Raw genomic sequence first — 18285 nt, 5'->3', positions numbered from 1 at the left:
ATAATAATACATCACTTAAAGTAATATGAATTTCTAGTTTCAGCACCTATTAAGACTTCAAAATTAAAATATTTTAATAAGTCAATCAACAAGTGCCCACACAGATTGTCTGATTCGTTGTTAAAGAACAAAAAATAACGACGCACTGCAAAATTCACATCTATCACAACAGCGCGTCGTTGTGTGGGGCGTATTATAGGAAAAAATTAGACCTATGCAAGCACTTTTTACAAAAAAATTTAAAAAAATGATCTTTTGATTAAAACAGCAACGGTTTGAATGAAATTTAGCTGGATTTTGATGATTTATCCAACTTATTAATTCGTTGAGCAAATACCTTAACTTTTTCCCAGTCCGTATATTCAATTTCTTTGCTTGTATCTGTCTCCCCACCTGTGATCTTCATAATGAATTGGATCATCACACGATCAAACCATTTATAACGTGGATATAATAATGCGCCAGCAAACACCGCCGATAATTTGGGTTGCCATTTTGTACGTTGCAAAAATTTACGTACATATACGTTAGTTTCCGGGTTATCTTTTCCCTCTTTCCGTGCTGTTAAATTAACACCAAAAAATACCGCACTTTTTTGTGATAAATTCTCATGGTTACTCATAACAAAACGGTCAAGCATTTTACTAAAATGCCCATAACGTATGGAAGCTCCAATAATCACACGATCAAAAGCTTCGATATTATAATCTTCTCGTAACGCATCAACGATTACCTCACCTTCTAAAAGTGCGGTTAAAAATTCAGCGATTTTTTTTGTTTGTCCATCATGGCTTGAATAAAGAATTAGTGTTTTCATTAGGCTTTCCAAAATGCAGGGGTAAATAAAGCTAACAGGGTAAAAATTTCCAAGCGTCCACATACCATGGCTACGGTTAAAATCCATTTTGCACTGTCTGGGATTGCCATCATATTGCCGCTGACAGAGCCTAGTGCAGGCCCTAGATTATTCAAACAAGCTAAAACCGCATTAAATGCATCAAAAGGTTCAACACCACAGGCAATCACCCCGAGTAAACAAACTAAAAAGACTAAAAGGTATGCTGAAAAAAATGCCCAAATACTCCCAATGACTCTCTCATCAAGTACCGTTTTACCCCATTTAATGGGATAAACTAAATTTGGATGAACAACACGTTTTAGTTCCCGTTTTCCTTGTAAATAAAGTACCAACACTCGTGCTACACGTAGCCCTCCCCCTACAGAGCCAGCACAGCCACCCATGAAAGAGGCGAGAATTAATAATACCGGTACAAAAGAGGGCCATACAGTAAAATCGGATGTCGTATAGCCTGTCGTAGTAGAAATTGATACGGCTTGAAACAGGACTTGTTCAAAATCTTGCCAGGAGGATGAAAAATAACTATGGCTCCACATAACAAAAGTACATATCGCCACCAAAATGATCTGAGAGCGAATAAAAAAACGGAATTCGGGATCCCGCCAATAAATTTTGGCAAAATTTTCACGCCCAATTGTTGAAAACGCACGGAAATGCAAGCCAAAATTACAGGCAGAAATCAATAAAAACAAGACGGTAATCCCATTAATCAGCGGGCTATTAAAATAGCCGATACTCGCATCATGTGTCGAGAAACCACCAATGGAGACGGTTGAGAAACTATGGGTCAACGCATCAAAAGGATCCATTCCCGCCAACCAATAAGCCAGCATACAAGAAATTGTCAGTGAAAGATAAATTATCCACAACATTTTGGCCGTTTCAGCAATCCTTGGGCGAATTTTTTGCTCTTTCATCGGACCAGACATTTCCGCACGATAAAGTTGCATCCCACCAATCCCTAATAACGGAATAATCGCGATTGCCAATACAATAATTCCCATACCGCCCAGCCATTGTAAAAATTGGCGATAAAATAAAATCGCTTTGGGTAAATTATCCAATCCCGTCATTACCGTTGCACCCGTTGTCGTTAACCCAGAAAACGCTTCAAATACAGCGGACGCCAAGGTTAAATGAGGCGCATCAAATAACAAAAGTGGCAGTGTTGCCAAGCCGCCTAATACAAACCAAAAAGCGACGACGATCAAAAAACCGTCACGTGAACGCAATTCCTGCTTGTGATGATGGCAAGGCCACCATAGTAACGAGCCAACAGTTAAGCTTAAAACGAAAGCCTGCATAAATGCTTTTCCGCCACCATCACCATAAATCAAGGCGACGAATGCAGGAATTAACATCGTACCGGAAAAACACATAACCAAAATGCCAATAATTCGAATGATAGATAAAATATGCACAATTATTCGCCTGTGTCTAAAGGTTGGATAATCAATTTACCGGCTGATTTTTCGGTTAATTCAGAGACAAAAGATTCAACCATTTTTTCACTAATGCCTAAGATTAAGTGAATCTGAGCCTGAAAATCCTGTGATAAAATCACTATCTGATATTTTTCGCAAAGCAGTTGTACCCAACCCCATTGTCCATAATCACAATCCAAACGAAAAGGGCTACGTTCCACTTTAATTTCAGTCTCTAAAAGTTTTAACGCTTGTTGAACACCACTATTATAAGCGCGTACAAGCCCTCCGGTTCCTAGCAATATTCCGCCAAAATAGCGTACAACGACCACACTCACTTCTCCAACGCCACTTCCTTGTAACGCACTTAACATCGGTTTTCCCGCGGTACCTGCCGGCTCACCATCATCAGAAAAACCAAATTGCAGGGAATCCTCCGGATTGCCGGCAACCGTTGCCCAGCAATGATGCCGTGCATGGGGGTGCGCCTGCTTAATCTTCGCCCAAAAAGTCCTCGCTTCAGCTAAACCTTCTGTGTGCTGCAAATAGGTGATAAAGCGGCTTTTTTTAATTTCTTCTTCAAAAATAACCGCACTTTTAGGAATAAGATATTCCGCCATGATATTTCTTTAAGTAATTTCAATCTTGCTAGTCTATCACTGATGATAGGGATTTGTCGAAATTTCCAAACAAGTGGTATGATGCGCATTATTTTGTAGAAAGAGAAAGCAATGTCTGAAATTACGATTACCCAAACGCTTGATACCTTGGGTTTGCGTTGCCCGGAACCTGTGATGTTAGTGCGTAAAACCATCCGTCATTTAAACGATGGGGATATATTGTTGATCCTAGCCGATGATCCCGCCACTACACGCGATATTCCGAGTTTTTGTCAATTTATGGAACATACACTAATACAAAGCGAAATGGACACTCCCCCCTTTAAATACTGGGTAAAGAAAGGCAAATAAAAAAATGCGGTGAAAACTCACCGCACTTTCTCTCATTTATTCTTCCCTAAATTTCACATAGCTTTGTTGTTTAAAATCCGGTTTTAACAAATCCTTTAATTGCCACCAATTCAGTGTGAGATCCGGTTCACCTGCCGCATAAGGCGCGATTTCATAGGCACTATAAATAAAATGCACCCCTTCCGAATCTAAATAAATATTATCTGATACATTAAAATCGTCTTTTTTCGTAAAAGTTTCGTCATCTTTTACCGCACCATCTTGTGTATAATTCGCCCACAGTAATTCCTTCACCTTCGGCAACACTTTCTCATCAAATAAATCATTGAGCTTCAAGATTTTATGAGAGGTGAGATCAATGGTCAAATAAAGATTACCTCCCATACCATGTGCCCCGCCCTCATATTCATAAGTTCCGACCGAAAATGTCGCTAATTTTTCTTTTTGCCCAATAAAATCTACCCAAAGACGGCGTTCTACGCCCATTGTTTTTTCTTCTTTCATTCCCTCATAGGTTTCATTAAAATTTTCTTGTAACTCCGCCACAAGCTGTTCACGTGTGAGTACCTTACCTTTATTATCTTCATCACGAGTTAATTCTTCCCATAATAGGGCATTCAACCAATCAATATTAGTTTTCAACATCGAAATGGAATACTCAATTTTTCCCTCTTCCGGCGAATAATCTTCTTCCGACTTAGGTTTCGGGTATTGAATGGTTTCCGACTTTTTAAACACAACATCTTCTTCAGCAAAAATCGCCGGGATCACGTTCTCCAGCAGCGATTTTTCTGCTTTTAATTGCGTATTTTCTGCCGTGAGTTGGGCCACCGTTTGATTAAGCTGCTCAATTTTGGTCTGAGCGTCTTTATCTTGACAACCGGTGGTTAAAAGTGCGGTAAAAATTACGGCTGAAATTAATGTTCTTTTCATATTTTCTCCTTATAAATCAAAGATATTCTTATCACGCAAAATGTGATTATTGCCTTTACGACGTAAAAAACCGATACGATCAAAATATTCCATAAGTTGCACGGTGAGCTTGCGACCAAAATTCAAGTGGTCACGCACCTCATTAACGGAAACCTTCCCTTTTTCCTCAGCGATTTGCTTAATAAGACGCGCATAAGCATAAATCGTTTCAGTTAAAAAGAAACGATCTTTTACAATCGGCGTAAGATAACCTAGTTTCCCGGCTTTATACATAAAATTACGCATTGTGTTTTCATCCATGACTAAGGCATTTGCCATATCACGCACCCAAATCGCTTGCCCATTAGCCTTTTCAAATTCCTTTAATACCCACTGCCAACGATGCTGTTCTTCCTCATCGAAACGAATTTTATGTTCGGGCAAATGCAACCAACCTCGGGTTTGTTGAAGTTTACCGTTATCCAACATCTCATCGATCAAGTGATAAATCAAATGTTCCGGCTGATTAAGCAGCGCTATACGATACAAACGGGCTTTGCTCACCCCTAACTGATCATTATGTTGCTCATGATAGGTAGCAAGTGCGGTCAAAATTTGCTGTGTTTTTTCAGCTTGATAATCCGCATTAAAGCACCAATCCTGATAGCGCATCGCACCACATTGTGCCAGAGCCTCGTCTAGCGATATAACACTGAGCTGTTCTCCCCACATGACTTGGTTAGCTTCAATTGCATTATGTTGAAGGGCTAATCCAATACGTTGTGGAGCATTTTTCGCTAAAGCTAAATTTGCCAAGAAACTCAACCGTTCCGCTGTCCGCTTATGGCGTTTTGGCGAGTTAATTTCCAACACCCTAGCGCCTGCCACAAGTGTTTTCGCATCACCACTGCGCAAAATAAGCTTATCGCCAAAGGCTAAAAACAAGGGGGAATCCAAAATAATCTCTGCCAAAGTGCGGTCATTTTGGGCGACATTTTTACTTTGTAACAAAACAAGCTTACCTGTCGTACGACTGGCAGCATGATAAATATGTATCGGTTGGCTTTCATTTAGTGGTATTTCCGCCCAAATTTGCACACTGATGCGTGTAGTGGGCAAAGGGGGAATGCCCTGCAATAACCAATCACCGCGTTTTATCAATGTACGATCTAAATCCACATTGAGATTTAATGCTAAACGCTGCCCTGCCAAACCTTGTTCACTCGGCGTATTTTGCGCATGAATTGCTTTCACCCGTACTTTTTGCCCAGTGGAGAGATAAAGTTCATCTTCCACTTGTACTCTTCCTGCAAAAGCAGTGCCGGTCACGACCGTACCCGCCCCCTTGACGCTAAAAACCCGATCAATGGCATAACGAAATGGCTTTTGTGTTTCCGCCAATTCCGGCAGTTGCTGTAAATAATTACGCAATTCCTCAATACCCTGACCGTTTTCTGCAGAAGTAATGAAATATTTTGCCTGACATAAAAACGGGTAATTTTGCTTAATTTTGTGGATTAATGTGTCGATTTGCACCGAATCTGCACGATCCGCTTTGGTAAGCACCACCATAATTTCACGGAATTGTAACTGACGTAAAATCGCCAAATGTTCTTTGGTTTGTGCCGCAATGCCCTCATCTGCCGCGACAATCAGCATGGCATAATGAACACCGCCTAATCCTGCCAGCATATTTGAAAGGAATTTTTCATGTCCCGGTACATCAATAAAACCGAGGGTTTTCTTGCTCTCACCGAGAGGTAAATAGGCATAGCCAAGATCGATCGTCATTCCGCGCTTTTTTTCTTCCGGCAAATGAGCGGTATTAGTGCCGGTTAGCGCTTTAAGTAACGCCGTTTTGCCGTGATCAACGTGTCCTGAGGTGACAATAATCATAGTTCATCCACCACTTGTAATAACCTTTCCATTGTCGCAACACTGCGAACATCCAACCATAATTTGCCGTTTTCCATACGTCCGATAATGGGCTGAGAGAGTTGTTTGAAACGTTCGGAAAGTGCGGTTAATTTACCATTTGTTTTTTCGGCAATCGTAACTGCAAGGGAAGGGATACGCGCCATCGGTTGTGAGCCACTACCAATTTGTGCAAGGCTTTCTTCAATTTGAATGCCAAACTGTGAATCTAACCGTTTTTCCAACCGCACTTTAAGCTGTTCTGCTTTATTCTGTAATGCTTCGAGTGATTGGGTAAGCAAATGTAATGTGGGTAAATGTTCCGTTAATTTTTCAGGATTTAAATACAAGCGTAATGTCGCTTCTAAACCGGCCAGGGTCACTTTATCACAACGCAATACCCGTTTTAGTGGATGAGCCTGCAGTCTGGCAATCCATTCTTTTTTTCCCACGATAATACCGGCCTGCACACCACCCAATAATTTGTCACCGGAGAAGGTGATTAAATCCACACCCTGAGCCACTTTTTCTTGTACTGTTGGTTCTTTGGGTAAGCCGTATTGGGTTAAATCAATGAGAGCGCCACTGCCGAGATCAGTTACTACGGGGACATTCAGTTCTCGCCCTAATTCAACCAATTCTTGTTCCGAAACTGATGAGGTAAAACCGCAAATTTGATAATTGCTGCTATGAACTTTCATTAATAAGGCCGTATTTTCACCAATCACATCACGATAATCCTTTAAATGCGTGCGGTTGGTCGTGCCCACCTCAACCAAGCGACAACCAGCCTGTGTCATAATATCAGGAATACGGAACGCCCCACCGATTTCAATGAGTTCACCACGAGAAATGACCACCTCTTTTCCCGGTGCAACCGTTGCTAACATCAAAAATACTGCCGCTGCATTGTTATTCACCACACAAGCCGCCTCTGCGCCGGTTAATCTGCATAAAAGCTCGCTGATATAATTATCACGATGACTCCGTTTGCCTTCCTCTAAATCATACTCTAGTGCAACATTGCCTTGCATCGCAGACAATGCCGCTTGCTGAGCGGCATTCGCCCATATTGCACGACCCAAGTTAGTGTGTAATATCGTGCCGGTAAGATTATGCACGGTTTTAATCTGCACGGTATTTTGCTGATTTAAATATGATCGAAGTTCGAAAAAAATGCGGTCAAAATCAGAGAAATATTCAGGCAGTTGATGATTTTTTTGAATATATTGACGTGCCTGCGTCAGTAATTCCCGACATATAGCCACCACGGCTGAATGTCCAAACTCTGCGGTAAGCTGTTCACCTTGTGGCATTTTGAGAAGTTTATCAACGGCAGGCAGCTGTTGAAAAAGATCGGTCATTTTTGAATCCGTTTAAAATAACGTTGAATTGGCAAATAATTTACGCTAAAGTACCGCCAATTTCAACCACGGAAGGTCGTCATCTCCGGTGAGGTGGCAGGACTTCAAATCCTGTTGAGGACGCCAGCGTTCTCGGGTGGGTTCGACTCCCATGACCTTCCGCCAACCCCTCTCAAAAATCCCTCCCATTTTCCTATGTTTTCCCCCCATTTATGATTTTGTGAACTATGTCAAAGTTTTCTTTATAGAAAAAAGCTAGTATATTCACTACGTTTTCAATTTTTTGAGGTAATTATGACAAGTTCAGAGCTCATGCTTGAAGGGATCAATTTAATGTTTGCAGGAATGGGATTCGTCATCTTTTTTCTCTTCCTACTTATCTATGCTATTGAATTTGCATCAAAAATCATTAATCGATTCTTTCCCGAAAACGAGGTTCCCGCCTCACAATCGAATCAATCGGCAGCCGTGTCTAGTAGTGATGATATCGCTCGGCTGCGTCCGGTTATTGTTGCAGCGATTGCACACCACCGTCGCCAACAAGATCTAAAATAATATTTTCATTTAATAGGCTAAGGAAGAGGTATTTTATGACTGCTCAACATAAAAAAATTGCTATCACCGATGTGGTATTACGTGATGCACATCAATCGCTTTTTGCTACCCGTATGCGCCTTGAGGATATGCTCCCTATTGCATCGGCGCTAGATGACATTGGCTATTGGTCATTAGAGGCATGGGGTGGCGCAACCTTTGATAGTTGCATTCGTTTTTTAGGTGAAGATCCTTGGGTTCGTTTGCGTGAATTGAAAAAAGCCTTGCCAAAAACCCCATTACAAATGCTTTTACGCGGGCAAAATCTGTTGGGTTACCGTCATTATGCCGATGATGTGGTTGACCGTTTTGTCGAACGTGCAGTCACCAATGGAATGAGTGTATTCCGTGTATTTGATGCAATGAATGACCCACGCAATATGCAACAGGCATTGAAAGCCGTCCGTAAACAAGGCGGTCATGCACAAGGAACGCTAAGTTATACCACCAGTCCAGTTCACACTTTAGAGACTTGGTTGGATACCACAGAACAATTATTAGAAATCGGTATTGATTCTCTTGTGATTAAAGATATGTCAGGCATTTTAACGCCGATGTCCGCCTATGAATTAGTCAGTGAAATCAAAAAACGCTACGATATTCGTCTCCATCTACATTGCCACTCCACGACCGGTATGGCTGAAATGGCACTGCTAAAAGGTGTGGAAGCGGGAGCTGACGGTATTGATACTTCAATTTCCTCTATGAGCGGTACTTACGGACACCCAGCCACTGAAGCATTGGTGGCGACCTTACAAGGTACAGGCTATGACACAGGTTTAGATATTCTTAAACTGGAAAAAATTGCGGATTATTTCCGCACCGTTCGTAAAAAGTATGCGAAATTTGAAGGTCAATTAAAAGGCGTTGATAGTCGCATTTTAGTCGCGCAAGTGCCGGGCGGAATGCTCACCAACCTTGAAAGCCAGCTCAAACAACAAAATGCTTCAGACAAACTCGACCAAGTGTTACAAGAAATCCCACGAGTCCGTGAAGATCTCGGTTTCATCCCGCTTGTTACACCAACTTCGCAAATTGTCGGCACACAGGCGGTAATTAACGTGTTGATGGGAGAACGTTACAAAACGATCGCCAAAGAAACCGCCGGTATTTTAAAAGGTGAGTATGGTCGTACACCTGCTGAGGTAAATAGCGAGTTGCAGGCTCGTGTCTTAGAAGGGGCTCAACCTATCACCGAGCGCCCGGCCGATCATCTTGCACCTGAAATGGATAAACTCACTGCAGAAGTAAAACAACTTGCGAAGGAGAAAGGCATTAGCTTGGCTTCAAATGAAATTGATGATGTGCTGATTGTCGCGTTATTCCCACAGGTCGGCTTAAAATTCTTAGAAAATCGTGGCAATCCTGACGCCTTTGAACCTGCTCCAACGGCAGATCAAGCAACGGAAAAAACTTCAGAAAAGCCAACCGCACTTTCAAACAAAAAAGCTAGTGGTGCCGCGGTTTATACTGTGGAATTAGAAGGCAAAGCCTTTGTGGTAAAAGTTAGCGAGGGTGGAGATGTGACAAATATCACCCCAACCGCACCTTCAGCCCAATCAACCTCTGTCCCTTCTCCAACACCTTCTGTACAGGCACAATCCGCCACAGCCGAACCGGTTACCGCACCGATGTCGGGTAATATTTGGAAAGTGGTTGCCAGCGAAGGGCAGACCGTCGCAGAAGGCGATGTATTACTCGTACTGGAAGCCATGAAAATGGAAACTGAAATCCGAGCCTCCAAAGGTGGTATCGTTCAAAATATCACCATTAAAGCGGGCGATAGCGTCACCGTTGGTGATACCTTAATGACCATCGCATAAGTGGTAGGTAGGAAATATGGACAGTATTATTGCATTATTTAAAGGCATGGGGATCATGCATCTGGAATGGGGGCAAGCCGTAATGATCGGTGTGAGCTTGCTCCTACTTTGGTTGGCGATCTCCCGAAAATTTGAACCGTTGTTATTATTGCCTATAGGGTTTGGCGGGCTGCTGTCCAACATTCCCGAAGCCGGAATTGCGATGACCGCATTGGATAATCTTATCCATTCCGGCGCGGCGCACCAACTTGCCATTGTTGCGGCAAAACTTAATACTGTAGCCGATCCGGCTGCAATTAAGAATGCACTGAATAGCGCATTACCATCGCAGATTGCAGAGTTGGAAACCTTAGCCGGTGATATGGGATATAGCGCGGGTATTCTCGCCTTATTCTATAAAGTGGCCATTGGCTATGGTGTTGCACCGCTTGTCATATTTATGGGCGTGGGAGCAATGACGGACTTCGGCCCGCTTCTTGCCAACCCAAGAACCCTGTTGTTAGGTGCAGCGGCTCAATTTGGCATTTTCACCACTGTGCTAGGTGCATTAGCATTAAACTGGCTGGGAGTGATTTCCTTCAGCCTTCCACAGGCAGCAGCAATTGGGATTATTGGTGGGGCAGACGGCCCAACAGCAATTTATCTCACCAGTAAACTCGCCCCTGAGTTACTTGGTGCGATTGCGGTGGCGGCTTATTCTTACATGGCGCTTGTACCATTGATTCAACCACCGATTATGAAAGCCTTAACAACAGAAGAAGAACGGAAAATCCGTATGGTACAACTTCGTCCAGTGAGCCAACGTGAGAAGGTATTATTTCCTATCATTTTATTACTACTGGTTGCCTTAATTTTACCGGATGCGGCGCCATTATTGGGGATGTTCTGTTTTGGTAACTTAATGCGCGTCAGCGGTGTAGTAGAACGGTTAAGCGATACCACCCAAAACGCCTTAATCAACATTACCACGATTGTATTGGGATTATCGGTCGGGGCGAAATTGGTCGCGGATAAATTCCTCCAACCTCAAACGCTAGGGATTTTGTTACTCGGTGTTGTCGCCTTTAGTATTGGCACGGCAAGTGGCGTATTGATGGCAAAATTGATGAATAAATTCAGCAAAAACAAAATCAACCCGCTTATTGGCTCCGCCGGGGTTTCAGCCGTGCCTATGGCAGCAAGAGTATCAAATAAAGTCGGGTTAGAAGCAGATCATCAAAACTTCTTACTGATGCACGCCATGGGGCCAAACGTTGCCGGCGTGATTGGTTCGGCTATTGCAGCAGGTGTGATGTTGAAATATATTGCCGGAATGTGATAGTTAAAAATAAAAAATGCGGTCATAAATTCTCTCGAAAATATGACCGCACTTTTATTCAAACCAATCGTTAAAAATTATTTTTTCTCACCAATTGGCAATACTGTTCTGCCATAGGATTCATTTAACACTTCAGCCGCAGCTAAATAGAATGCACAAAGTGCGGTGACTAACCCTAAATATCCCCCGATATTCACAATGGCATGGTTGCCTGTTGCATCACCAATGGCTAATGCATAAAACGTTAAGGTTAAAAAGAAGAAAATCGCTTGTAATGCACGTGTTTTTGGGAAAGTGGCTAAAAACATCATTAAGGTGAATGTTCCCCAGCATGCTAAATACCAAGCCACAAACTGTGCGGAAGTCTCCCCCTTAAAGAAAGCAACAAATAGCGCCCAAGACCACCAGAATGCACCATAACTGATAAATGCAGTAAAGCCGAAAGTATTCCCTTTTTTAAATTCGAACATCCCGGCGACCATTTGTGCAGTTCCACCAAAAGCGAATGCCATTCCCAATACCAAACCTAGGTTTGAACCATCAAAAATACCGGCATTGACTAAACATAATAACCAAGTTGTTAAAGCAAAACCACATAACCCTAGAGGACCCGGATTGGCCAAACCATCTTTCGCTGACATAAATTTTCCTTAATAATTTTGAGTATGAAAGTTGCGCATTATGGCGAAATCCGGTCAGAAAATAAAGAGTAAAACAGAAAAAAATCTACGCTACGTTATTGAACTTGATCAAGATCAGCTTTTCATTAAATAGGTCTTTTATGTGATCGAGATCACAGAAATGAAGGCGTATAATCCTTTTTAGTTAGATTTTAAACTTTTAGGAGAAAATTATGAGTAATGCAGTTGAAAATGCAATCAGTCCGGCTCAAGCGGAAGTGAATACCTTGGTAGAAAAAGGCTTGGTTGCACTGGAAGAGTTTCGTCAACTCAATCAAGAACAGATCAACTATATTGTCGCGAAAGCCTCTGTTGCGGCCTTGGATCAACACGGCATTCTTGCTATGCATGCCTACGAAGAAACCGGTCGTGGCGTATTTGAGGACAAAGCCACCAAAAACCTGTTTGCCTGTGAATATGTGGTCAACAATATGCGCAATTTAAAAACCGTTGGCGTCATTGGTGAAGACGATGTAACAGGTATTACTGAAATTGCCGATCCTGTCGGTGTAATTTGTGGTGTCACGCCAACTACCAACCCAACCTCAACCGCTATCTTCAAATCATTAATTGCCTTAAAAACCCGTAATCCTATCGTGTTTGCTTTCCACCCATCGGCTCAGCAGTCTTCCGCCCATGCGGCACGTATTGTTTATGAAGCGGCAATAGCAGCCGGTGCGCCAAAAAATTGTATTCAATGGATCGAACATCCATCAATGGAAGGGACTTCTGCTTTAATGAAACATCCCGGCATTGCCACGATTTTAGCGACTGGCGGTAATGCCATGGTAGAAGCTGCCTATTCTTGTGGAAAACCTGCGCTTGGTGTTGGAGCAGGTAATGTCCCTGCTTATGTGGAAAAATCCGCAAACTTAAAACAAGCCGTTCACGATATTGTGATGTCAAAATCCTTTGATAACGGGATGGTCTGTGCTTCCGAACAAGCCGCGATTGTCGATGAAGAAATTTACGCTGATTTTGTGAAAGAAATGCAATCTTACGGCGTCTATCTGGTGAACAAAAAAGAAAAAGCAATGTTGGAAGAATTGATGTTTGGCGTCAAAGCAGAGAGTAAAAATTGCGCCGGCGCAAAACTTAATGCCAATGTTGTGGGTAAACCTGCCACTTGGATTGCGGAACAAGCGGGCTTTAAAGTGCCGCCACGCACCAATATTTTATTGGCCGAATGTAAAGAAGTAGGCGAAAAAGAGCCGCTTACCCGTGAAAAATTATCTCCGGTACTTGCCTTAGTGAAAGCGACCTCAACAGAGGACGGCTTAAATAAAGCGGAACAAATGGTAGAATTCCACGGTTTAGGACATTCTGCGGCAATCCATACCAATAATGCCGAATTAGCCAAAGAATTTGGCGAACGTGTTAAAGCCATACGTGTGATTTGGAATTCCCCTTCTACTTTCGGTGGAATTGGTGATGTGTATAACTCTTTCCTTCCATCGTTAACGCTCGGTTGTGGCTCTTACGGGAAAAACTCGGTCGGCAACAATGTAAGTGCGGTCAATTTAATTAACATAAAACGCGTGGGAAGACGGAGAAATAATATGCAATGGTTTAAAGTGCCTTCAAAAATCTACTTTGAGCGTGATTCAATTCAGTATTTACAATCAATGAAAGGTATGGAACGTGTGGTAATCGTAACCGACCGTACCATGGTAGATTTAGGCTTTGTTGAAAAAATTGCGAAACAAATTACCGCTCGCGGTAACCACGTCACCTACCAACTTTTTGCTGATGTTGAACCGGATCCATCAATCGAAACCGTGCGTCGTGGTACAGAATTATTACGCAGCTATCAACCTGATACCATCATTGCCCTTGGTGGTGGCTCAGCAATGGATGCGGCAAAAGTGATGTGGTTATTCTACGAGCAACCTGAAGTAGATTTCCGTGATCTCGTGCAAAAATTTATGGACATTCGCAAACGTGCCTTTAAATTCCCACAATTAGGGCGTAAAGCTCGCTTTATCGGTATTCCAACCACTTCCGGTACCGGTTCTGAAGTGACACCATTTGCCGTTATTACCGAAGGCGACAAAAAATATCCGATTGCCGACTATTCCTTAACGCCAACCGTGGCAATAGTTGATCCCGCATTGGTGATGACCGTACCGGCTCACGTTGCCGCTGACACAGGCCTGGATGTGCTAACTCATGCAACTGAAGCCTATGTCTCTGTACTTGCCAACGATTTTACTGACGGTTTAGCATTGCAAGCCATCAAATTGGTATTTGAAAACTTAGAGCGCTCTGTGAAAGAAAAAGATCCTGAAGCACGCGAGAAAATGCACAATGCCTCCACCATAGCAGGTATGGCATTTGCTAATGCATTCTTAGGCATGAACCATTCCTTGGCACATAAAATTGGCGGTCGTTTTCACACACCACACGGACGTACTAATGCTATTTTAATGCCACATGTCATTCGTTATAACGGTACCAGACCGGAAAAAACATCAACTTGGCCAAAATACAACTACTACAAAGCGGATGTGAAATACCAAGAAATCGCCCGTATGCTCGGCTTACCTTGTGCGACACCGGAAGAGGGAGTAAAATCCTTTGCCCAAGCCTGCTATAACTTAGCAGAACGTTGTGGTATCAAAATGTCTTTCAAAGCGCAAGGCTTGGATGAAAAAGATTGGTTAGATGCACGCCGTGATATTGCATTGCTCGCCTTTGAAGACCAATGTTCTCCGGCAAACCCTCGCTTGCCGTTAGTAGCAGATATGGAAAACATTTTAACGCGCACCTACCATGGCTATAATGCTGAAGATTACTAAGCATTAAAAAAATAAGGTATATCAACCGCACTTTAATCTGCCCCAATGTTGGAAATCCTCTCCAACTTATTAAGGGGCAGATTTTTTATCAAACACAATTTTTGCAACACAAAGAGTAAAATGAATCTTTCTACGCTTTTAGTTCAAATCGAACAACGTTATCACATCCAAGCGGAATATCCATGGGCAAAGTTCCCTGATTATGCCGTCTTCCGCCATCAAAGTCATCGTAAGTGGTTCGCCATTTTAATGGTCGTGGAAGCAAGTAAAATAGGGATATTAAGGGAAGGGAAAGTTTCAATCATTAATGTAAAAGCCAAGCCAGAAGAAATTGGCTCTCTTCGGATGATAAAAGGCATTTATCCCGCTTACCATATGAATAAAGAGCATTGGATCAGCTTAAATCTTGCGGAAATTGATGAAGGATTGTTGTTTGAATTGCTGGATGAGAGCTTTACGCTAACAATGAAAAAATCGCCATCACAATGTGTTCGTTACATCACATGATGACAGCGATCATCAAAAGTGCGGTCATTTTGGGGACTAATTTTCAATATCTAACTTTTAACTGGATAATTTCATCACAATCACACCGGAAACGATAAGTAAAGCGCCAACCCACCTTCCCATTGTAGATGCATCACCTAAGAACATCACGCCCACAACGAAAGCACCTAATGCACCAATGCCGGTCCACACCGCATAAGCGGTTCCCATTGGAATATTTCTTTGTGCTAAAAAAAGTAATGTGCCACTGCCTGCCATAAATAAAATCGCTATAACAACGCCTTGCCAACGCCAACCCGCTTGTTGTGCCAACTTCAAGCCGAGCGGCCAACCAATCTCCATCAATCCTGCGACCACTAGATAAATCCACGCCATATACAACGACCTCATTTTTTACCAATAAAATTGAGTGGGTATTGTATCGATTGAAAAAAATTCTGCAAATTTAACCGCACTTGCCTTCTTTTAATCCCAACATGACTTTACATTCCGATTCACAGTGTGGTTCTTCTGTTGCGATCGATTGCAGAAACATTTTAATGTCTAGAAGTTGAGCAATTTTTTCTTCCACCCGAGCAAGCTGCCTTAAAACCATCTGATCTGCATAATAATGATCAGCATTACCGAACTTCAAGCGATTAAGTTCACGAATATCTTCAAGTGAAAACCCCAATGCCCGGCAATTTTTAACAAAATTTAACTGCTTAACACTTTCTTCATGATACTGACGGTAACCATTCGCTGACCGTTTAGGTTCGGGTAAAATACCTTGTTTTTCATAGTAACGAATCGTTTCAAGATTAATCCCCGTACACTTGCTCAATTCATTGATTTTCATCATACCCCCCAAACGATTAATTCTTGCAAGATTTTACCAAAATCCCCTCGTTAATGAGAATGAGGTGTCATTGAAATAGACCCTGTGGGATCTTGTAACGCCCTAATCGCCTGCAACGTGACTAACACACCACTGCGTAGTACTAACACACTCAAGATACCGCTTGCAACCACATCAACCCACGGCCAATTAAACCACCACACACTCAACCCCGCCAAAATCGCTACGACAGAACCAAATAAATCGGCTAAAACATGTAAATAAGCAGCACGAATATTTAGGTTATTTTGATCGCTTTTGAACATCATCCAAGCAACTAAAAGATTTACAAGCAATCCCATAACGGCCACGCCCAACATGGGTAATACCAACATTTCAGTCGCCATTTGCCAACGCTCTCGCGCCTCAAATAAAACCCAAACTGCAACACCTATTAATGATATACCATTGACTAAAGCAAATACTTTTTGCCATTTCAGGCTTAAAAATAACGCAACTAGGGCTAAAAAAAGCGATAGGCTATCGTTTGCCATATGCCCAGCATCAGCCATTAAAGTAAGGCTATTAAAAAAGTATCCCCCTAAAAACTCCACCATCATATAACCAGTGATAATCATAAAACTGATCCCTAAAATCCTTTTGTTCTTTGGGGTATGAGAGTGAGGGTGGGAATGCCCGTGTTCTTGATGTACATTTTTCATTTATCTTTCCTTTTAGGAGCAAGTTGATTAAGTGAACATCAGTGTAAAGTCTGTAGTGGGTACGGAGTCAAGGGAATATTTGTGAGAAATACAACAGTTCGAAAAAATGCACTATTTATAAAATGGAGATGAAATAGAAGATATTTGAATAATTTTTCTATTTAAAGAATAAATTTCAATGAGTTGCAATCTGAATAATGGGTTGAATTAGTTGTAAAAAATCTGCACCTTACTCAGCGGGATTGTAACCCAACCTTATTAGATGCAGATCAATTTAACCACACTTTTACTTCCTACACCTCCATCGACATACAAAGTAAGGTCAATGGGTGAATGCAGGTGACGTTGGAGGACATATCAATTTGCCATTTACAGGTTTGGCATTCGGAAATGATATAATCAAATCCGCCTTCGTTGATATTATCAAACAAGGTTTTGCCGATAGATTGGGCGGTGTCGTAGTTTTCTGCTTTAAAGCCGTAAGTGCCGGCAATGCCGCAGCATTGTGACGGTAACATAATGATTTCCAAGCCAGGAATTTGTTTCAATACTTCTAATGTGTAAGGCGCCCAGCCGGCTTTTTCCACATGACAGGCTGTGTGGTACGCCACTCTTAATTTCAGCGACTTAAGCGGTAAGGTTTTTCCTTCTTTAAAAAGCTGATATAGGAAAGGGGTCACCATATGAATATGTGGGCGGACTTTTGCATTGTCGATGCCTAAAATGTGATGATATTCATCCCGTAAATTTAACGCACAACTTGAGGCCTCACTGATCACCTCTAAGCCTTTTTCATCCACCATTTTGCCGATATAGTCGGTATTGAATCGGGCAATGTTGCGTGCACGTTCAGGAAAACCGTTCACCGTTAAAGGTAAACCGCAACATTTTTCCTTTTCTAATAACATCACGCCTATCCCCATGGCATTGAATACTTTCAAAAATTCTTTGCCCAGTTGGGGATTATTATAGTTCACATAACAGCCGTGATAATACGCCACTTGACGTTCAAAGTTTTTCTGCTCTTCCAAGGCATTTTTCATATACCAACTGCGGAACGTGCCAAAAGCATATTTTGGTAAGGTTCTTTTTTTACTGATATTAAGGGTTTTCTCAAGCACAAATTTGGTAGCACTCAATCCGGTGACGGTATTCACAATAGGTGCAAGAGGTGTGTTGAGTTTCCCCATAATGTCGGTATTACTTAAAATGGCATCACGCAATTTGTTCATCAACGGTTTTTTCTGTTGTGTCAGATGATTATTACGTGCCCGAACAATCAGATCGCCGATTTTGACATCGGACGGACAAGCCACTTCACAACGTTTACAGTTCGTACAATATTTAAGGGCTTCATCATAAAGTTCGGCAGATTTTAAACGCAAACGCTCACCATCAGGGCCGGACTGTTTCGGGCCTGGGTAAAGGGGATTATTACGGGAAACCGGACAAACGGCAGTACAAGCGGTGCATTTAATGCAGCTTTCAAAACTTTCATCAATATACTGATGGCTTGCCGGTGAATTGAGCGATTGTTTTGCGCTGTCAATTAATCGTTGAATGTTCGTATCCATCATCGCCC

Annotated in this window: 17 protein-coding genes and 1 tRNA gene; 7 read left to right on the top strand and 11 right to left on the bottom strand. The window is 42.2% G+C overall.

The window, feature by feature from the left end:
• Positions 1-286: 286 nt before the first annotated feature.
• The 3 genes from hemG to E4T92_RS09360 are packed head-to-tail and all read right to left on the bottom strand — an operon-like array spanning position 287 to position 2903.
• Positions 287-817: a menaquinone-dependent protoporphyrinogen IX dehydrogenase gene (gene hemG / locus E4T92_RS09370; protein ID WP_135094405.1), complete on the bottom strand. Its 531-nt coding sequence runs from the start codon at positions 815-817 to the stop codon at positions 287-289.
• Positions 817-2280 carry a TrkH family potassium uptake protein gene (locus E4T92_RS09365; protein WP_135094404.1) on the bottom strand — a complete coding sequence of 488 codons (1464 nt, stop codon included), beginning with the start codon at positions 2278-2280 and terminating at the stop codon, positions 817-819. Before E4T92_RS09365 ends, hemG begins: the two co-directional genes overlap by 1 nt.
• A 2-nt stretch (positions 2281-2282) precedes the next feature.
• A complete protein-coding gene (locus E4T92_RS09360; RefSeq protein ID WP_135094403.1) occupies positions 2283-2903 on the bottom strand; it encodes a YigZ family protein in 621 nt (206 codons plus the stop codon).
• A gap of 111 nt (positions 2904-3014) precedes the next feature.
• Between E4T92_RS09360 and tusA the strand changes: the two genes are divergently transcribed.
• Positions 3015-3254 carry a sulfurtransferase TusA gene (gene tusA / locus E4T92_RS09355; RefSeq protein WP_077542697.1) on the top strand — a complete coding sequence of 80 codons (240 nt, stop codon included), beginning with the start codon at positions 3015-3017 and terminating at the stop codon, positions 3252-3254.
• Positions 3255-3290: 36 nt separating this feature from the next.
• On the opposite strand, the gene E4T92_RS09350 is transcribed toward tusA, so the two are convergent.
• The 3 genes from E4T92_RS09350 to selA are packed head-to-tail and all read right to left on the bottom strand — an operon-like array spanning position 3291 to position 7444.
• Entirely contained in the window at positions 3291-4187 is an 897-nt protein-coding gene (locus E4T92_RS09350) for an RsiV family protein (RefSeq protein ID WP_135094402.1), read from the bottom strand.
• A 9-nt stretch (positions 4188-4196) separates the two neighbouring features.
• On the bottom strand, positions 4197-6062 hold the full coding sequence (gene selB / locus E4T92_RS09345; protein ID WP_135094401.1) for a selenocysteine-specific translation elongation factor: 1866 nt from the start codon (positions 6060-6062) through the stop codon (positions 4197-4199).
• On the bottom strand, positions 6059-7444 hold the full coding sequence (gene selA / locus E4T92_RS09340) for an L-seryl-tRNA(Sec) selenium transferase (protein ID WP_135094400.1): 1386 nt from the start codon (positions 7442-7444) through the stop codon (positions 6059-6061). Before selA ends, selB begins: the two co-directional genes overlap by 4 nt.
• Positions 7445-7514: 70 nt before the next feature.
• Here selA and E4T92_RS09335 point away from each other — a divergent pair.
• The 4 genes from E4T92_RS09335 to E4T92_RS09320 all read left to right on the top strand — a co-directional run bounded on the left by E4T92_RS09335 (position 7515) and on the right by E4T92_RS09320 (position 11179).
• A tRNA-Sec gene (locus E4T92_RS09335) sits at positions 7515-7609 on the top strand.
• A gap of 129 nt (positions 7610-7738) precedes the next feature.
• A complete protein-coding gene (locus E4T92_RS09330; protein WP_077542693.1) occupies positions 7739-7999 on the top strand; it encodes an oxaloacetate decarboxylase subunit gamma in 261 nt (86 codons plus the stop codon).
• Between the two features lie 35 nt (positions 8000-8034).
• Entirely contained in the window at positions 8035-9861 is a 1827-nt protein-coding gene (gene oadA / locus E4T92_RS09325; protein WP_135094399.1) for a sodium-extruding oxaloacetate decarboxylase subunit alpha, read from the top strand.
• A gap of 16 nt (positions 9862-9877) precedes the next feature.
• The gene (locus E4T92_RS09320; RefSeq protein WP_135094398.1) at positions 9878-11179 is read left to right on the top strand and encodes a sodium ion-translocating decarboxylase subunit beta; all 1302 of its coding nucleotides are present in this window, start codon (positions 9878-9880) and stop codon (positions 11177-11179) included.
• 77 nt (positions 11180-11256) lie between these two features.
• Here the strand turns inward: E4T92_RS09320 and E4T92_RS09315 are convergent, their stop codons facing one another.
• Positions 11257-11820, bottom strand: a complete 564-nt coding sequence (locus E4T92_RS09315) for an acetate uptake transporter family protein (protein WP_135094397.1) — start codon at positions 11818-11820, stop codon at positions 11257-11259.
• 212 nt (positions 11821-12032) lie between these two features.
• Here E4T92_RS09315 and adhE point away from each other — a divergent pair, with 212 nt between their 5' ends.
• Both adhE and E4T92_RS09305 read left to right on the top strand, forming a co-directional pair.
• Positions 12033-14657, top strand: coding sequence for a bifunctional acetaldehyde-CoA/alcohol dehydrogenase (gene adhE / locus E4T92_RS09310; protein ID WP_135094396.1), 2625 nt, complete (start codon positions 12033-12035; stop codon positions 14655-14657).
• Between the two features lie 120 nt (positions 14658-14777).
• On the top strand, positions 14778-15164 hold the full coding sequence (locus E4T92_RS09305; protein WP_135094394.1) for an MmcQ/YjbR family DNA-binding protein: 387 nt from the start codon (positions 14778-14780) through the stop codon (positions 15162-15164).
• 57 nt (positions 15165-15221) lie between these two features.
• On the opposite strand, the gene E4T92_RS09300 is transcribed toward E4T92_RS09305, so the two are convergent.
• From E4T92_RS09300 to glpC, 4 genes are all read right to left on the bottom strand, one after another.
• Positions 15222-15539: a multidrug efflux SMR transporter gene (locus E4T92_RS09300; RefSeq protein WP_077542687.1), complete on the bottom strand. Its 318-nt coding sequence runs from the start codon at positions 15537-15539 to the stop codon at positions 15222-15224.
• 70 nt (positions 15540-15609) lie between these two features.
• Positions 15610-16002, bottom strand: coding sequence for a MerR family transcriptional regulator (locus tag E4T92_RS09295; RefSeq protein WP_135094410.1), 393 nt, complete (start codon positions 16000-16002; stop codon positions 15610-15612).
• A 50-nt stretch (positions 16003-16052) separates the two neighbouring features.
• Positions 16053-16703, bottom strand: a complete 651-nt coding sequence (locus E4T92_RS09290) for a cation diffusion facilitator family transporter (protein WP_135094392.1) — start codon at positions 16701-16703, stop codon at positions 16053-16055.
• Between the two features lie 293 nt (positions 16704-16996).
• The gene (glpC, locus tag E4T92_RS09285; RefSeq protein WP_135094391.1) at positions 16997-18277 is read right to left on the bottom strand and encodes an anaerobic glycerol-3-phosphate dehydrogenase subunit GlpC; all 1281 of its coding nucleotides are present in this window, start codon (positions 18275-18277) and stop codon (positions 16997-16999) included.
• Positions 18278-18285 lie beyond the last annotated feature (8 nt).

Origin of the sequence: Pasteurella sp. WM03, assembly GCF_004570945.1 — a bacterium.
Lineage (GTDB): Bacteria > Pseudomonadota > Gammaproteobacteria > Enterobacterales > Pasteurellaceae > Rodentibacter.
Note: the sequence above shows the minus strand (reverse complement) of the source record. Positions and strands in the feature narration are given on the sequence as shown.

What these genes read in the sequence shown, in the direction of transcription:
- hemG (WP_135094405.1), bottom strand. Translation starts at nt 817, where the DNA reads ATGAAAACACTAATTCTTTATTCAAGCCATGATGGACAAACAAAAAAA.
- E4T92_RS09360 (WP_135094403.1), bottom strand. Translation starts at nt 2,903, where the DNA reads ATGGCGGAATATCTTATTCCTAAAAGTGCGGTTATTTTTGAAGAAGAA.
- tusA (WP_077542697.1), top strand. Translation starts at nt 3,015, where the DNA reads ATGTCTGAAATTACGATTACCCAAACGCTTGATACCTTGGGTTTGCGT.
- E4T92_RS09350 (WP_135094402.1), bottom strand. Translation starts at nt 4,187, where the DNA reads ATGAAAAGAACATTAATTTCAGCCGTAATTTTTACCGCACTTTTAACC.
- selB (WP_135094401.1), bottom strand. Translation starts at nt 6,062, where the DNA reads ATGATTATTGTCACCTCAGGACACGTTGATCACGGCAAAACGGCGTTA.
- selA (WP_135094400.1), bottom strand. Translation starts at nt 7,444, where the DNA reads ATGACCGATCTTTTTCAACAGCTGCCTGCCGTTGATAAACTTCTCAAA.
- E4T92_RS09330 (WP_077542693.1), top strand. Translation starts at nt 7,739, where the DNA reads ATGACAAGTTCAGAGCTCATGCTTGAAGGGATCAATTTAATGTTTGCA.
- oadA (WP_135094399.1), top strand. Translation starts at nt 8,035, where the DNA reads ATGACTGCTCAACATAAAAAAATTGCTATCACCGATGTGGTATTACGT.
- E4T92_RS09320 (WP_135094398.1), top strand. Translation starts at nt 9,878, where the DNA reads ATGGACAGTATTATTGCATTATTTAAAGGCATGGGGATCATGCATCTG.
- E4T92_RS09315 (WP_135094397.1), bottom strand. Translation starts at nt 11,820, where the DNA reads ATGTCAGCGAAAGATGGTTTGGCCAATCCGGGTCCTCTAGGGTTATGT.
- adhE (WP_135094396.1), top strand. Translation starts at nt 12,033, where the DNA reads ATGAGTAATGCAGTTGAAAATGCAATCAGTCCGGCTCAAGCGGAAGTG.
- E4T92_RS09305 (WP_135094394.1), top strand. Translation starts at nt 14,778, where the DNA reads ATGAATCTTTCTACGCTTTTAGTTCAAATCGAACAACGTTATCACATC.
- E4T92_RS09300 (WP_077542687.1), bottom strand. Translation starts at nt 15,539, where the DNA reads ATGGCGTGGATTTATCTAGTGGTCGCAGGATTGATGGAGATTGGTTGG.
- E4T92_RS09295 (WP_135094410.1), bottom strand. Translation starts at nt 16,002, where the DNA reads ATGAAAATCAATGAATTGAGCAAGTGTACGGGGATTAATCTTGAAACG.
- E4T92_RS09290 (WP_135094392.1), bottom strand. Translation starts at nt 16,703, where the DNA reads ATGAAAAATGTACATCAAGAACACGGGCATTCCCACCCTCACTCTCAT.
- glpC (WP_135094391.1), bottom strand. Translation starts at nt 18,277, where the DNA reads ATGGATACGAACATTCAACGATTAATTGACAGCGCAAAACAATCGCTC.